Raw genomic sequence first — 13,800 nt, 5'->3', positions numbered from 1 at the left:
CCGAGAAGAGCACGAGTTTCATGACAAGATCAACACGCCCCGGATCAGGCCGCGCGCAGGGCACCATCCAGGTCGGTGAAGAGGTCGTTCACATCCTCTATGCCCGTGGAAAGGCGCAACAGATCCGGCGGACAGGGCGTCCCTGCACCCTCGATGGAAGCCCGGTGCTCGATGAGGCTTTCCACCCCGCCGAGGGACGTGGCCCGCTTCCACAGACCGACCCGCGCAGCCGTTCGAATCGCCGCCGTTTCACCGCCGGTCAGCTGAATGGACAGCATGTAGCCGAAGCCGCCCTCCATCTGCCGCGCCGCGATGTCATGGCCCGGATGCTGCGGCAGGCCGGGATAGAGGACGCGCGCCACTTTCGGATGCTCGCTGAGGCGCTCGGCCAGGGACATGGCGCTTTTCGCCTGTGCGGCGGCGCGGAGATGGAGCGTCCGCATGCCGCGCATAAGGAGGTACGCCTCGAACGGGCCGAGGATGGCGCCCTGCATCTTGCGGATGGCGACGATCCGATTCCAGAAGTCGTCCGCCTTTGCCCCTGCGAGCGCCCCGGCCACCACGTCCGAATGGCCGTTCAGGACCTTCGTCGCGGCATGCATGACGATATCGGCTCCGAGCGACAGCGGCTGGGTGTGGATGGGCGAGGCGGTGGTCGAATCGACCGCCAGGTGCGCACCGGCCCCATGGGCGATCTCGGCGGCGGCGGCGATGTCGGTGATGGTCCAGAGCGGATTGGACGGCGTTTCCACCCAGACCAGCTTCGTGCGTCCCTTGACAACCGCCTTGCGCAGGGCGTCGAGATCGTCGGTCTCGACGAAATCCACCAGCAGGCCCCAGCGGGTGGCCTCGGTCATGAGCCAGCTGCGCAGGGCCCAGTACATCACCTTCGAGGCCACGACGTGGTCACCCGGGTCGAGGGCCTGGAAGACGGCGGTTGCCGCCGCCATGCCGGAGGAGAAGAGCAGCGCGCCGGCATCGGCTTCCTCCAGCATCGCGAGCACGGCTTCCGCTTCCCGGACCGTGGCATTGTCCGGCCGGCCGTAGACGAAGCCCGAGGAATAGGCATTGTCTTCATCGCGGATATAGGTCGTCGCCACATGGATCGGCAGCACGACCGCCTTCGTGATCGGATCCACATGGCCCATCGCCTGCGCCGTAAGGGAGCGCTTGGACCAGAGCGGATGCGATGACGACATGGGAACCTCCGATGAGCAGGGCGGGTTGCAGGAAGGACAGCACCCATGCATGTACAGGGAATCGAACGATCATGCACCCAGGCGAGAGTATTTTGCCCGATGAGCCGACGCCACCCTTGCAACGCTTTCTGACGGCCGTCCTGCCGGTTGCCGCCATCGGCGTTCTCGGAACGATTGCAACGACGCCGAACATCCCGACCTGGTATGCCACACTCGTCAAACCGGGCTTCACACCGCCCAACTGGCTCTTCGGGCCGGTCTGGACGCTGCTCTATGCCATGATGGCTTACGCGCTCTGGCGAATCCTGTCCCTGCCAAGGGATCGCCCGGGGCGCGGCATCGCCATGGCGATCTTTTTCGTGCAGCTCATTCTGAACGGCCTTTGGTCATGGGCATTCTTCGCTGCCCGCTCGCCACTGGCGGGATTGATGGTGATCGTCGCGCTGATCGTGGCCATCGTGGTGACCATCCGGACGTTCTGGCCGCTCGACCGCGCAGCGGCCCTTCTGCTCGTGCCCTATCTCGCCTGGGTCGCCTATGCGACGGCGCTCAACGCCGCTATCTGGCGGCTCAATCCGTAAAGACCGACCGCACCGACGCGATCAGGGCTGGTCGAACAGGTCGGGATTCTTGTCGAGGTGGTCGACGACCCCGACGAAGGGAAGCTGGCGGTAGGAATGGGCCACGTCCATCCCGTAGCCGACCACGAACACGTCGGGACAGGTGAACCCGACGAAATCCGCATCGATGGACACGGCCCGCTTGCCCGGCTTTTCGAGGAGAACGGCCGTCATGACGCGCTTGGCGCCCCGGGCCATCAGCAGGTCCTTCGCGAAGGTGACGGTGCGGCCCGATTCGAGGATGTCGTCGACAAGGAGGACGTCGCGGCCACGGACATCGCTCTCCACGTCGCGCAGGATCGCCACCTGGCCGGACGATACGGTGCCGTCGAGATAGCTCGACAGATGCACGAACTCGACCTGCGGCTCGAGCCCGGCCCGGTGCAGGGCACGAAGCAGGTCCGCCGCGAACATGAAGCTCCCCTTCAGCACGGCGACGACGAGCAGGTTCTCGGGCTTGGAGCGGGCGATTTCCTGCGCCAGTTCCTCGTTGCGCCTGGCGATCGTGTCTTCGTCGAAGAGAACGCGAATGCGGGGAATGCCTGTCATCGTTGATCCGTTTGAGCAGAAAGGTCCTTCACGGCGGGGCCGGAGACCCGGAAAGTTTCCCCTTCGTGACCATGACGGCGCGGGGAAGTCAAACGGACATCGCCACCTGCGGCCTTAAAGTCCACCACAAGGACCTCCGGGGAGGCCCATCCGGCTGCGTTGCTCCCGGCCGCGCACCGTTTGTCGCGGAAAACCGGGTCCACTTTTCCTCACGATGCGCTAGCATCACCGCGCCTTCGGCCCGCTCACGCCTCGGATCCTCGCGGAAATTATGGACTTGCCCACGGCATATGGACCATAAGCGACGCGAATCGGAACCCGCCCGGGAGCGATCCGCCTCTCTTTTTTGCCCATTCAAGGATGGTCCGGCTGCGCGTGAAAGCGTTTTACGACAACGAATTCGAGGAGGACGCGGCTCCGGTCGTGCATTTCGAGAATGTGGGCGTGCGCTACGGCATGGGCCCCGAGGTTCTCCGGGACCTGACATTCTCGATCGAGCCTCACTCGTTTCAATTCCTCACCGGCCCCTCGGGCGCCGGCAAGACGACGCTTTTGCGCCTGATCCTGCTCGCCGTGAAGCCGACGCGGGGTCTGGTCTCCCTGTTCGGCGAGGAAGTCTCCGGCATTTCGAAGAATGCGCTGACCGACCTGCGGCGGCGCATGGGGGTGGTCTTCCAGGATTTCCGCCTCCTCGACCATCTCACGACCTACGAAAATGTGGCGCTCCCCCTGAGGGTGCAGGGCAAGGAGGAAGCGAGCTACCGGGCCGAGGTGGTGGAGCTGCTGCGCTGGGTGGGCCTCGGAGACCGCATGCACGTCCTGCCGCCCGTCCTGTCCGGCGGCGAGAAGCAGCGCGCCGCCATCGCGCGCGCCCTTATCGTGCGTCCGGACCTTCTGCTTGCCGACGAGCCCACCGGCAATGTCGATCCCTCCCTCGCCCGGCGTCTGCTGCGTCTGTTCATCGAGCTCAACCGGCTCGGCACCTCGGTGGTCATTGCGACCCACGATTTCAGCCTGATGGACCAGCTCGACGTCCGCCGCCTCGTCCTTGGCGACGGCAGGCTGCATATCGACGAATGAGCGGGCCGGTGAGTGGGATGAACGATCTGTCGCAACCGCGCCCGCCCCGCCCTTCGGCTCCCGAGGCGGACAAGCGCCCCCTGCCGGCCTCCTTGCGCCGCAATGCGCCGCTCGTTCCGCTCGATTCCGCGGGTGGGCAGGCGCTCGCGGCAGTGATCGCGATCCTCACCTTTCTCGCGGCCCTCTGCGCAGGCGGCGCCGAACTCGTGGCCTCGAGCTCGACGCAATGGCGCTCCGATATCGCCCGCGAGGTCACGATCCAGGTCCGACCCAATCCGCAGCGCTCGATCGAAGACGACGTGTCCCGCGCCGTGGCCCTGGCGCGCCAGACCCCTGGCGTCGAGGAAACCCAGGCCTTCTCGAAGCAGGAATCCGAACGTCTTCTGGAGCCCTGGCTCGGAACCGGCCTCGATTTCAACGATCTGCCGGTGCCGCGCCTCATCGTCCTGAAGCTCCAGGCCGATGTGAGGCCGGATTTCACGAGATTGAGGCAGGCGCTCCGCGATCAGGTTCCCGGCGCCAGTCTCGACGATCACGCCCTCTGGGTGTCCCGGCTCTCGACCATGGCCAATACGATCATCGGGGTGGGAGTGATCCTCGTTGCCCTGGTGCTGCTGGCGGCGGGGCTGGCTGTCACCTTCGCCACCCGTGGCGCCATGGCCGGCAACCGCGAGGTGGTCGACGTGCTGCATTTCGTCGGTGCGAGCGACGATTTCATCGCCCGCGAGTTCCAGCGCCGCTTCTTCCGGCTCGGCCTGCGCGGAAGCGCGGTGGGGGCCGGCGCGGCGCTGATCATGACGATCGCGCTCGGGTTCATCACCCGGTCGTGGCGCGCGAGCCCGGCCGGGGATCAGCTCGAGGCCCTGTTCGGCTCCTTCAGCATCGGCTGGCGCGGCTATGTCGTGGTGGTCCTGATCGCCCTCGCGGTGGCGCTGATCACGGGAATTGTGTCGCGTCTCACGGTGAGACGCTTTCTTAACGGAAATGGTTGATGATTCTCTTTGGTAAAAAGGGTTGCCTCTCCATTGCCGCATTCTGCATTATCTTCCGCCGAGATGACCTCGCGAACGCAGAACCTGGCGGTCACCGGCGCCATGGACACAACGGAGGCCCTGGGCTGGGGCTGGGCCATGTCGGGATCGCCCTCTCTCCCAGGTAGGCGATCGTCAATGGGTCGTGCGTTGGGCTATGGCTTTGTCGCGCTGGCGGCCTGTCTTGTCCTGCTGTTCGCCGGCTTCCTGGTCTTCGTCTATTCCCTCGACCGCTTCGAGCAGAAGCCCGAGACCCGTGCGGACGGGATCGTGGCCATGACCGGTGGTGCCCAGCGCATTGGCGACGCCATCGATCTCCTCGCCCAGGGCTATGCCAAGAGGCTGCTCATCTCCGGCGTCAACGAGAAGACCAGCCGTGACGAGATCTTCCGGCTCAATCCCGGCCAGCGCCGCCTGTTCGATTGCTGCGTCGACCTCGATTATCGCGCCCGCAACACCATCGGCAACGCCATCGAGACAAGGCGTTGGGCGGAGCAGAACCAGTTCGATGCACTGATCGTGGTCACCTCGAATTACCACATGCCCCGGACGCTCGTGGAACTCGACCACGCTCTGCCGAATCTGCAGAAGATTCCCTATCCCGTCGCCGCCACGATCGATCCACACGACTGGTGGCACAACCCGGGCACGGCCAAGGTGATCTTCTCCGAATACCTCAAATTCCTGCTCGTCTGGGTGCGCACCCGGTTCGAGAAGGACCCGGAGCACTCCTCGGCGGCGAAGATCATGAGCGGCGGGCGGCCGATCCAGCATGTCTCCGCCGGCCCCCTGTGGCGCTGACCTCCGCTTCTGCCCTCCATTTTTACCTTGTCCCCCCGCCCTGAAGATGGCTTAGAGTGGCGGCACGCGGGGCACGAGGCCCCGTTTTTCGTCGAAGCCATGCTCATCCTCCGCTCCCTGCTCTTCAATATCGCCTTCTATGTGAACATCATCCTCTGGATGATCGCGTTGCTGCCGACCTTCCTGCTGCCGCGGCGCGTTTTCATGCGATGCGCGCAATACTGGGCCCTTTCCTCCCTCTGGCTCATGCGCGTGATCGCCGGAACGAAGGTGGAAATCCGTGGGCGGGAACGGATCCCCGAGGGCGGGCTGCTCGTCGCCTCCAAGCACCAGTCGTTGTGGGAGACCTTTGCTCTCCTTCCGCTTTTCAAGGATCCGACCTTCATCCTGAAGCAGGAACTCCGTTGGATCCCGTTCTTCGGCTGGTATACCTGGAAAGCGGACTGCATCCCGGTCAACCGCAAGGCGGGCTCCCAGGCTCTCCTGAGAATGATGGCAAGAGCCCGCGAGGAGGCCGAGGAAGGTCGTGAGATCATCATCTTCCCGGAAGGCACGCGCCGCCCGGCGGGTGCGCCTCCGGCTTACAAATTCGGCATCACGCATCTCTATCAGAATCTCGGCGTCCCCTGCCTTCCCATAGGACTGAACTCGGGGCTCTATTGGCCACGCCGCCAGTTCATCCGGCGCCCGGGCACGATCCTGGTCGAAGTTCTCGATCCGATCCCGCCGGGTCTGCCGCGCGACGTCTTCTTCAAGACGATGCAGGACAGGATCGAGGCCAGCACCGAGCGGCTCATCGCCGAGGGGCGCAAGGACTTGGGGAACGGGCTCGGCAGCGGCCTTGGGACAGACGCCTCGGAATCCTGACATCACAAGGATTTGAGGGATTCTTGACGGCTTCGCCGGTGATTCTTATATTAAGAACAAATGGCGAACAAACGAACCATATCGTGGTCCATGGCGATGCGGGATCTTCGCAATGATCGGGCGCGGAGAGCGGGTGTGCGCGAGGAACGCCTGAGAGCGACCGCCGGGCTCCGGGCATCCGAGGCCTTGAGTTCGTGGCGCGGTCGCTCCGGCCGGCGCTATATCGTCGGCGTACATCCTCTCGTCGAGGCCGAAGTCTTCGAGGTGACGACCGACGCCGTGATCCTGGCGGTCAAACGCGACGAGGCAGGGACAGCCCATGTCATCGATATCGCCACCGCCAGCTCCTATCCGAGCGAGCAGGCCCGCGCCCGATGGATGGCGGACGTCCAGAATCGCGGCGCCAATGAAATGCATGTGCACCGCCTCGCTCACGACGAATGTGAGCGTCGGGCTGTGATCGACGATCTGCGCCAGGACGACGAGCAGGATCGCTAGTCGATCGACAGAGTCAGCCGCTGCAGGAGCGGATCGACCACGCCCATTCCGACCAGATGCTCATGGGTGGAGCGGACATAATCCGGATTGCGTCCCGAGATTCCCTCCCCGTTGCGGACCAGGTCGACGATCTCCTCGAAGGACAGGCGACCCGCGTATTGCGGGTGTTTCCGGTCGGCGATGTAGGCGAGAGCCTCGGCTCTCAGGCCCCCCTCCAGGCGCACCGGAAGACGACGCTCGAGATAGACTGCCGTCGCCTGTTCCCGCTCGCGCAGGTAGTGAATGGTGGCATCGGCCTCTTCCGCGGCCACACGGAACGCGACACCATGACAGCGTCCTCCGCGGTCGAGACCGAGCACGAGGCCCGGTTTCTCCGGCGTGCCGCGATGCACGTGCGAGAAGACGCAGAGGGAACGATGATAGCCGTGGAGCTGGGCGTGCCGCCGTTCGACGAAAGGGAAGCCGGGTCGCCACATGAGCGAGCCGTATCCGAAGACCCATAAATCGCTGGAAACCTGCATTTTGACCGATATGCCCGATCCTTGCCCGGATCCGGCGCTAGAGCATGATCCCGACGAGCGGGACCGGCTGCCCGTCAGGATCCTGCGACATTTCACAACCCGGAGCGGGACCTGAAAAGAGGGAATCCGGTTTTGCGTCCGTCCATGCCCTCCCTTATGAAGCCCATGGTCCGCCGAAGCCGATCCTTCCATGGCGGGTGATGGGCCCACAATTCGCAAAAGGCGATACCACAGGAGACCCGAATGGGTGAGGCCGCCACTGAAAACGTCCGCTCCAGCCGTTTCTGGCTTTACACGCCGTTCGTGCTTCTTCTGTTGATCGCCATCGCCTGGAGCGTTGCGTGGTTCGTCATCCGTAGCCGCACCACGGATTCCATCGACGCCTGGTTCGGTCTCGAGGCGAAAGCCGGCCGGCAATGGACCTGCCGGGACCGGACTGTGAGCGGCTTCCCCTTCCGCATGGAGGTGACCTGCGGATCCCTGAACCTGTCCCACGGCACCGTGACGGCCTCCTTTGGGCGGGTCGAATCGGTCGCCCAGGTCTATCAACCCCGATTCGTCATCACCGAAATCGAGGGTCCCCTGCGCCTGACCGACGGCGCCGCCACATTCGAGGGGCGTTGGGACCTGCTTCAGACCAGCGTCCATGCCACGGCGAACGGCCTGCAGCGACTCTCGGCGGTCGCCACCAATCCCACCTTCACCGTCACGGGCCTGTCTCCTGAACCCATCGTCCTGGCGAGCCGGGAGACCGAATTTCACCTGCGGCCCGATCCCTCGCGCCCTCAGGACAAGGCCTACGATGTCGCCTTGTCCATCGAGAAGGCCAGGATTCCGGCACTCGACAATCTGATCGGCGGCGCCGAGCCGGCGGACCTGCAGGCAGATCTCACCATCACGCAGGCCGAAGGTTTCCGGGGCCGCCCCATCGCCGAGGAATTGGAGCGCTGGCGCAATGATTCCGGCAGGGTCACGATCGAAATGCTGGCCGTGAACAAGGGCTCTCGCCGCGTGGAGGCCAAGGGTGAACTCGGCATCGACCCGCAGCATCGACCGTCAGGCACGCTCAATGTCGCCGCTTCCGGCCTCGATGGACTGCTCGGGTCGATGATGGGCAACCGACCCGGCGCAGTGCTGCTCGGAGCCCTACTCGGTCAGGGCGGGCGCGCCAATGGCCCGGCGAAAGCCGAGCAGCCGGCGCTGACGCCCCTGCCGCCGCTGCGGCTCGATAACGGAACCCTCGCACTCGGCCCGTTCGTGATCCCGAGCGTCAGGCTGCCCGTGATCTATTGATCGTCGCGCCGGCGTCCGAAATCGGGTTCCGGCGTCTCCTGCCCCACCGAGATGATTCCTCGGCGGATCGCACGGGTGCGGGTGAACAGGTCGAAGAGCTTGTCGCCTTCGCCCCAGCGGATGGCGCGGGCGAGAAGGGCGATGTCCTCGTTGAGGCGGCCGAGCATTTCCAGCACCGCTTCCCTGTTGTGCAGGAACACGTCCCTCCACATGGTCGGATCGGAAGCGGCGATGCGGGTGAAATCACGGAAGCCGCCGGCGGAGAATTTGATCACCTCCGATTGGGTCACGGTCTCCAGATCCGCGGCCGTGCCGACGATGTTGTAGGCGATGAGATGAGGCACATGGCTCGTGATGGCGAGCACGAGATCATGGTGCTGCGCCGTCATGACCTCCACATTCGAGCCCATGGCGGACCAGAAGTCCCTGACGCGCTCGATAGCCCCCTCCTCGGTACCTTCCGGCGGCGTGAGGATGCACCAGCGATTGAAAAAGAGGGTCACGAAGCCGGCATCGGGCCCGGAATGCTCCGTGCCTGCCACCGGATGCGCGGGAACGAACTGCACGCCCGGAGGCAGATGGGGCTGCACCTGGGCGACCACCGAGGCCTTTACCGAACCGACATCGGATACGATGGTGCCGGGCTTGAGGTGGGGGCCGATCACCTCGGCGACGCTACCGCAGGCCCCGACCGGCACGCAAAGGACGACCAGGTCGGCATCGGCGACGCCGCCTGCAAAATCGCTCGTCACCTCGTCGGCAAGCCCGAGATCCCTCACACGGTCGAGCACGGCCTCGTCGCGGTCGATGGCGACGATCGTGCCTGCGAGGTTCTGATGCCGCGCGGCACGGGCAATGGAGGAGCCGATCAGGCCGAGGCCGATCAGGGCGATGCGTCCGAAGAGCGGAGTCTCGCGTGGAGGACCGAGGCGATCAGGCATGACTGTCCTTGCCGCCCATGAATTCACGCAGGGCCTGGACGACCAGACGGTTCGCTTCCTCGCCTCCGATGGTCAGCCGCAGGGCGTGCGGCAGGCCGTAGCCGTCGATCCGGCGCAGGATCAGGCCGCGGCTCATCAGGTAGGCATCCGCGTCCTTCGCCGTCCGACCCTCCTCGTGGGGGAAATGGATGAGCAGGAAATTGCCTACGCTGGGCGTCACCTTCAGGCCCAAGGCCTCGATCTCGCGGGTGAGCCAGGAGAGCCAGGTCTCGTTATGCTCGATGGCCTTCGCCACATGGGCATCGTCCTGGAGCGCGGCGACGGCGGCGGCCATGGCCGGTCCGCTGACGTTGAACGGTCCGCGGATCCGATTGACCGCGTCTGCGATGTGCGGCGGCGCGACCATCCAGCCGATCCGCAGGTTCGCAAGGCCATAGATCTTCGAGAAGGTGCGGGTCATCACCACGTTCTCGGCCGTGGCGACGAGCTCCAGCCCGGCCTCGTAGTCGTTCCGGCGAACATATTCGGCATAGGCCGCGTCGAGCACGAGAACCACATGCGACGGAAGACCGGCATGGAGACGCTTCACCTCGTCGAAGGGCAGATAGGTGCCCGTCGGGTTGTTGGGGTTGGCGAGATAGACGATCTTGGTCTTTGGCGACACCTTGGCGAGGATCGCATCCACGTCCGTTCGGTAGTTTTTCTCCTTGGCCACCACGGGAACGCCGCCCGCGGCCAGAATGGCGATGCGATATACGAGGAACCCGTGCTCGGAATAGATGCCCTCGTCGCCAGGCCCGACATAGGCATGCGTGATCAGGGACAGCAGTTCGTCGGAGCCGGCACCGCAAATGATGCGCTGGGAATCGAGGCCGTATTTGGCGGCAATGGCCTCACGAAGGCGCGTGGCGGAGCCGTCGGGATAGAACTCCAGGTGATCAAAGGCGCGGATCGCCTCGATCGCCCTCGGCGAGGGCCCGAGCGGCGTTTCGTTGGAGGACAGCTTGTGGATCTTCGAAACCCCTGCCGCCGCGCTCTTGCCGGGCACATAGGCCTCGATCTTCAAGACGCCGGGACGGGGTTCGGGACGGGCGGACATGGGAACGCTTCCTGAATGGGATTGGTTTTGGGGATGGCTCTAGCGCAGCTTCGCGCTCATTTCACGTGGAAACGTTCGGCGTGACTGCCGATCTCGACGAGCTGGGCCAGGCTCGCCCCCGCCTCGGTAAGAGTATCGTGCAGCCGCGAGGCCTCGAGAGACCCTGGCACGGCGATCAGGACGGAGAGGCCATAGGCATCCGCAGCACTGGCAACCGCCTCGCCGCCAAGGCCGGCAAGCGCCCCGGTAACGTCCTTGTGCCAGCGTTCGAACTGCGCCGCGTAGAGAACGACGTCGCGCACGGCGGCATCGGTCAGCGGTTTCGAAATCACGAAGACGGGCGTGCCGGCCGGATGATCCGGCCGCTCGATGAAAGGCAGCCGAGCAATGATCTTCGGCCGGTCCCTGTCCGCCAGCGCCCGCCACCAGGCGCCGCTGGACGCTCCCTGGTCAATCCGGAAAATCCCCAGATCGCCCCGTCCGGACGCGACGGCCTCGATCACCGCCGCCGCGCTGGGATGGCTGATATAGGGGACCGTGAAGCCAAAATGGAACCGGGCCGAATCGCGCATCGGCGCGTCGCCGCCGGAAATGTCCGCATGCACCGCGTAAGGAGCCTGGACATACGTGAAGGTGGCAATGATCACCCGCCAGATGCCCTCGACCGTGTCCAGCGGCAGGAGCCCCTCGTGACGCTGGGCGAGACCCCGCATCATCGAGGCCTCCCGGCCCGGACGGAAGGCCGAACCGGATTCGGAGGTCTTCTTCACCGAGATCAGCCGGTCGATGATCGTCCCGCGCTCCATCAGGAGCCGGTGCATCGCTTCATCGATCCGGTCGATCTCCTGCCGGAGCTGGGGGAGTGTGGGAACGGGCTTTTCGGTGGTCATGGGTCGGTCCTGAACGCTGGCGCTCTTCTTCGCAGCCTCCTGCGGCCGTGCCAAGCCTGAATACGCCCGGAGTCCCCGGCGAGGCGTTATGCGCGTTGACGCGCGGGCTTCCGCGCTCTACCGCTGTTCGAAAGATCGAACGCTTCCGCTATGTCGAGTATGACCAGCGCATTCCAGCCCCCCGAGCCGCGAAGCCAGATCGACGATCCGTCGAGCCCGGTCGCGCGCTTCGGCGTCGATGAGCCGCTGATGCTCGATGCAGGGGTTCCCCTCGCTCCCTGGCAGATCGCCTACCAGACCTACGGGACCCTGAACGCGGACAGATCCAACGCCGTTCTGATCTGCCATGCCCTGACGGGCGACCAGCACGTCGCCAATGTCAGCCCGGTGACGGGCAAGCCCGGCTGGTGGACCACAATGGTCGGGCCAGGCCGGCCGGTCGACACGGACCGGTTTTTCGTGATCTGCGCCAATGTGATCGGCGGCTGCATGGGCACCACCGGCCCGGCTTCGACCCATCCGGAAACCGGTTCGCCGTACGCTCTCGACTTCCCGGTCATCACCATCGGCGACATGGTGCGCGCGCAGAAGGCCCTGATCGATCGGCTCGGAATCGCAAGCCTGTTCTGTGTCATCGGCGGCTCCATGGGCGGGATGCAGGTGCTGCAATGGGCGGCGAGCTATCCGGAGCGGGTCTTCTCCGCCCTCCCGATCGCTGCGGCAGCGCGCCATTCCGCGCAGAACATCGCCTTCCACGAGGTCGGCCGGCAGGCCATCATGGCCGATCCCGACTGGCGTGGCGGCCATTATCTGGCCGAGGGGACGAGGCCCACGAAGGGCCTCGCGGTGGCCCGGATGGGCGCCCATATCACCTATCTCTCGGAAATGGCCCTCCATCGGAAATTCGGGCGCAATTACCAGGACCGCAGCGCGCCGACCTTTTCCTTCGATGCAGATTTCCAGATCGAAAGCTATCTGCGCTACCAGGGCCTCTCCTTCGTCGAGCGCTTCGACGCGAATTCCTACCTCTACGTGACCCGGGCCATGGACTATTTCGACCTTGCCGCCGAGTACGGGGGCAGCCTGGCCCGCGCCTTCAAGGGATCGGCAACGCGGTTCTGCGTCATCTCCTTCACATCGGACTGGCTGTTTCCCACCGCCGATTCCCGCGCCATCGTTCACGCTCTGAATGCCGCCGCTGCCTCGGTCGGCTTCGTTGAGGTGGACAGCGACAAGGGGCACGACGCTTTCCTGCTCGACGAGCCCGAGATGTTCGCCGCGGCCCGCGGCTTCATCGACGCGGCCGCCCGGGTCCGGGGACTGGCCCGATGATCGTAGATGCCCCCCACCCGCCGAACGCCCGTGAGGACGGCACGCGACTCGATTTCCTTCTCGTCGCGGACATGGTGGCGGCAGGATCACGCGTCCTGGACATCGGCTGCGGCGACGGATCGCTGCTGGCGCTCCTGCGCGATCGCAAGGGTGTCGACGGACGCGGCATAGAAATATCCCGCGAAGGGGTGAATGCCTGCCTCGCCAAGGGCCTGCCCGTGATCCAGGGCGATGCGGATACCGACCTCGCCGACTATCCCGACGATGCATTCGACTACGTCATCCTGTCGCAGACCATCCAGGCCACGCGTCAGCCGAAGATCGTGCTCGAGCAACTCCTGCGCATCGGGCGCCGGGCCATCGTGTCCTTCCCCAATTTCGGGCATTGGCGCGTCCGGCTGGATCTGCTGTTGAAAGGGCGCATGCCCGTCACCGAGAACATGCCCTATTCCTGGCACGACACGCCCAACATCCATTTCTGTACGATCCGCGATTTCATGGATCTGTGCCGTGAGGTCGGTGCCCGCATGGACAGGGCGGTCGCCCTCGACGCGAGCGGTCACCCCGTCCGCGTCACGTTGCCCTGGTGGGCATGGAATCTCTTGGGGGAACAGGGCGTCTTCCTGCTGACGAGGCAAGGCGACGCTTCAGACACGGGAAAGGGCCGCCTTGCGGCGGCCCTCCCAACGCCAGTCTCGACGTGAAAGGTCTCGACTAGCGATGGCCCCCACGGGAGTGTTGGCCGCCCTTGCGGCCCGCCTCGCTGGCAAGATCGCGATCCTTGGAGAACGAACGGTCCTCGGGGGAAACGCTCTCTCCGCCTTTCCGGGCGATATCGTGCTGCTTATCCTTATCCATGGAAGCAAAGCCACGATTCGATGAGCCTGAGCGATTTGCCATGATGATTTCTCCATGATGATTCATCGCGGATCCCACCAACGCATCAGATCGCTGACAGTTCTAGCTTGTCTATAGAATAATTTATACTCAAGTTTACATGCGGTTATCTAGAGCAACTCTCCGCATGTGAGCTTATAATCTTTCCAAGACGACATCTTGCCGGCCATGAACAACATACA

The 13,800-nt window shown here is 64.7% G+C and carries 16 protein-coding genes; 9 read left to right on the top strand and 7 right to left on the bottom strand.

Going from position 1 to position 13,800, the window contains the following annotated elements; all coding sequences use genetic code 11:
- Positions 1-44 precede the first annotated feature (44 nt).
- Complete coding sequence (locus AC522E_RS00350) at positions 45-1,199, bottom strand: trans-sulfuration enzyme family protein (protein WP_500748436.1); 1,155 nt, start codon at positions 1,197-1,199, stop codon at positions 45-47.
- A gap of 116 nt (positions 1,200-1,315) precedes the next feature.
- On the opposite strand from AC522E_RS00350, the gene AC522E_RS00345 reads away from it, so the two are divergent.
- On the top strand, positions 1,316-1,780 hold the full coding sequence (locus tag AC522E_RS00345; RefSeq protein WP_500748435.1) for a TspO/MBR family protein: 465 nt from the start codon (positions 1,316-1,318) through the stop codon (positions 1,778-1,780).
- A 21-nt stretch (positions 1,781-1,801) separates the two neighbouring features.
- Here AC522E_RS00345 and hpt read toward each other — a convergent pair whose 3' ends face one another.
- Positions 1,802-2,368, bottom strand: coding sequence for a hypoxanthine phosphoribosyltransferase (hpt, locus tag AC522E_RS00340; RefSeq protein ID WP_500748434.1), 567 nt, complete (start codon positions 2,366-2,368; stop codon positions 1,802-1,804).
- A gap of 375 nt (positions 2,369-2,743) precedes the next feature.
- On the opposite strand from hpt, the gene ftsE reads away from it, so the two are divergent.
- From ftsE to AC522E_RS00315, 5 genes are all read left to right on the top strand, one after another.
- Complete coding sequence (ftsE, locus tag AC522E_RS00335; RefSeq protein WP_500748433.1) at positions 2,744-3,448, top strand: cell division ATP-binding protein FtsE; 705 nt, start codon at positions 2,744-2,746, stop codon at positions 3,446-3,448.
- Positions 3,449-3,465: 17 nt separating this feature from the next.
- Positions 3,466-4,440 carry a cell division protein FtsX gene (locus AC522E_RS00330; RefSeq protein ID WP_500748432.1) on the top strand — a complete coding sequence of 325 codons (975 nt, stop codon included), beginning with the start codon at positions 3,466-3,468 and terminating at the stop codon, positions 4,438-4,440.
- A gap of 63 nt (positions 4,441-4,503) precedes the next feature.
- Positions 4,504-5,280: a YdcF family protein gene (locus AC522E_RS00325; protein WP_500748431.1), complete on the top strand. Its 777-nt coding sequence runs from the start codon at positions 4,504-4,506 to the stop codon at positions 5,278-5,280.
- A gap of 99 nt (positions 5,281-5,379) precedes the next feature.
- Positions 5,380-6,147, top strand: coding sequence for a lysophospholipid acyltransferase family protein (locus tag AC522E_RS00320; protein WP_500748430.1), 768 nt, complete (start codon positions 5,380-5,382; stop codon positions 6,145-6,147).
- A 60-nt stretch (positions 6,148-6,207) separates the two neighbouring features.
- Complete coding sequence (locus AC522E_RS00315; RefSeq protein ID WP_500748429.1) at positions 6,208-6,645, top strand: hypothetical protein; 438 nt, start codon at positions 6,208-6,210, stop codon at positions 6,643-6,645.
- Here AC522E_RS00315 and AC522E_RS00310 read toward each other — a convergent pair.
- Positions 6,642-7,166: a gamma-glutamylcyclotransferase gene (locus tag AC522E_RS00310; RefSeq protein WP_500748428.1), complete on the bottom strand. Its 525-nt coding sequence runs from the start codon at positions 7,164-7,166 to the stop codon at positions 6,642-6,644. The genes AC522E_RS00315 and AC522E_RS00310 overlap by 4 nt on opposite strands.
- A 243-nt stretch (positions 7,167-7,409) precedes the next feature.
- On the opposite strand from AC522E_RS00310, the gene AC522E_RS00305 reads away from it, so the two are divergent.
- Positions 7,410-8,459, top strand: a complete 1,050-nt coding sequence (locus AC522E_RS00305; RefSeq protein WP_500748427.1) for a DUF2125 domain-containing protein — start codon at positions 7,410-7,412, stop codon at positions 8,457-8,459.
- On the opposite strand, the gene AC522E_RS00300 is transcribed toward AC522E_RS00305, so the two are convergent.
- From AC522E_RS00300 to AC522E_RS00290, 3 genes are read right to left on the bottom strand one after another with little or no spacing between them, the layout of a single operon-like run.
- Positions 8,453-9,400 (bottom strand): prephenate/arogenate dehydrogenase family protein, encoded by a 948-nt coding sequence (locus tag AC522E_RS00300; RefSeq protein ID WP_500748426.1) that lies wholly within the window; start codon positions 9,398-9,400, stop codon positions 8,453-8,455. The genes AC522E_RS00305 and AC522E_RS00300 overlap by 7 nt on opposite strands.
- On the bottom strand, positions 9,393-10,499 hold the full coding sequence (hisC, locus tag AC522E_RS00295; RefSeq protein ID WP_500748425.1) for a histidinol-phosphate transaminase: 1,107 nt from the start codon (positions 10,497-10,499) through the stop codon (positions 9,393-9,395). The genes AC522E_RS00300 and hisC overlap by 8 nt, the downstream gene beginning before the upstream one ends.
- Before the next feature lie 56 nt (positions 10,500-10,555).
- Complete coding sequence (locus tag AC522E_RS00290; protein WP_500748424.1) at positions 10,556-11,389, bottom strand: chorismate mutase; 834 nt, start codon at positions 11,387-11,389, stop codon at positions 10,556-10,558.
- Positions 11,390-11,539: 150 nt separating this feature from the next.
- Here AC522E_RS00290 and metX point away from each other — a divergent pair, with 150 nt between their 5' ends.
- Positions 11,540-12,721, top strand: coding sequence for a homoserine O-acetyltransferase MetX (metX, locus tag AC522E_RS00285; protein ID WP_500748423.1), 1,182 nt, complete (start codon positions 11,540-11,542; stop codon positions 12,719-12,721).
- Positions 12,718-13,425, top strand: coding sequence for a methionine biosynthesis protein MetW (gene metW / locus AC522E_RS00280; protein ID WP_500748422.1), 708 nt, complete (start codon positions 12,718-12,720; stop codon positions 13,423-13,425). Before metX ends, metW begins: the two co-directional genes overlap by 4 nt.
- Positions 13,426-13,435: 10 nt before the next feature.
- On the opposite strand, the gene AC522E_RS00275 is transcribed toward metW, so the two are convergent.
- Positions 13,436-13,621 carry a con-10 family general stress protein gene (locus AC522E_RS00275; protein WP_500748421.1) on the bottom strand — a complete coding sequence of 62 codons (186 nt, stop codon included), beginning with the start codon at positions 13,619-13,621 and terminating at the stop codon, positions 13,436-13,438.
- Positions 13,622-13,800 lie beyond the last annotated feature (179 nt).

This window comes from Microvirga sp. BF8 (assembly GCF_059888585.1).
The sequence above is the reverse complement of the archived record's forward strand: the minus strand, read 5'-3'. Positions and strand labels throughout refer to the sequence as shown.

Excerpts from the sequence above, each read along its gene's own strand:
- AC522E_RS00350 (WP_500748436.1), bottom strand. The coding sequence starts at position 1,199 with ATGTCGTCATCGCATCCGCTCTGGTCCAAGCGCTCCCTTACGGCGCAG.
- hpt (WP_500748434.1), bottom strand. The coding sequence starts at position 2,368 with ATGACAGGCATTCCCCGCATTCGCGTTCTCTTCGACGAAGACACGATC.
- AC522E_RS00330 (WP_500748432.1), top strand. The coding sequence starts at position 3,466 with ATGAACGATCTGTCGCAACCGCGCCCGCCCCGCCCTTCGGCTCCCGAG.
- AC522E_RS00325 (WP_500748431.1), top strand. The coding sequence starts at position 4,504 with ATGACCTCGCGAACGCAGAACCTGGCGGTCACCGGCGCCATGGACACA.
- AC522E_RS00320 (WP_500748430.1), top strand. The coding sequence starts at position 5,380 with ATGCTCATCCTCCGCTCCCTGCTCTTCAATATCGCCTTCTATGTGAAC.
- AC522E_RS00315 (WP_500748429.1), top strand. The coding sequence starts at position 6,208 with ATGGCGAACAAACGAACCATATCGTGGTCCATGGCGATGCGGGATCTT.
- AC522E_RS00310 (WP_500748428.1), bottom strand. The coding sequence starts at position 7,166 with ATGCAGGTTTCCAGCGATTTATGGGTCTTCGGATACGGCTCGCTCATG.
- AC522E_RS00305 (WP_500748427.1), top strand. The coding sequence starts at position 7,410 with ATGGGTGAGGCCGCCACTGAAAACGTCCGCTCCAGCCGTTTCTGGCTT.
- AC522E_RS00300 (WP_500748426.1), bottom strand. The coding sequence starts at position 9,400 with ATGCCTGATCGCCTCGGTCCTCCACGCGAGACTCCGCTCTTCGGACGC.
- hisC (WP_500748425.1), bottom strand. The coding sequence starts at position 10,499 with ATGTCCGCCCGTCCCGAACCCCGTCCCGGCGTCTTGAAGATCGAGGCC.
- AC522E_RS00290 (WP_500748424.1), bottom strand. The coding sequence starts at position 11,389 with ATGACCACCGAAAAGCCCGTTCCCACACTCCCCCAGCTCCGGCAGGAG.
- metX (WP_500748423.1), top strand. The coding sequence starts at position 11,540 with ATGTCGAGTATGACCAGCGCATTCCAGCCCCCCGAGCCGCGAAGCCAG.
- metW (WP_500748422.1), top strand. The coding sequence starts at position 12,718 with ATGATCGTAGATGCCCCCCACCCGCCGAACGCCCGTGAGGACGGCACG.
- AC522E_RS00275 (WP_500748421.1), bottom strand. The coding sequence starts at position 13,621 with ATGGCAAATCGCTCAGGCTCATCGAATCGTGGCTTTGCTTCCATGGAT.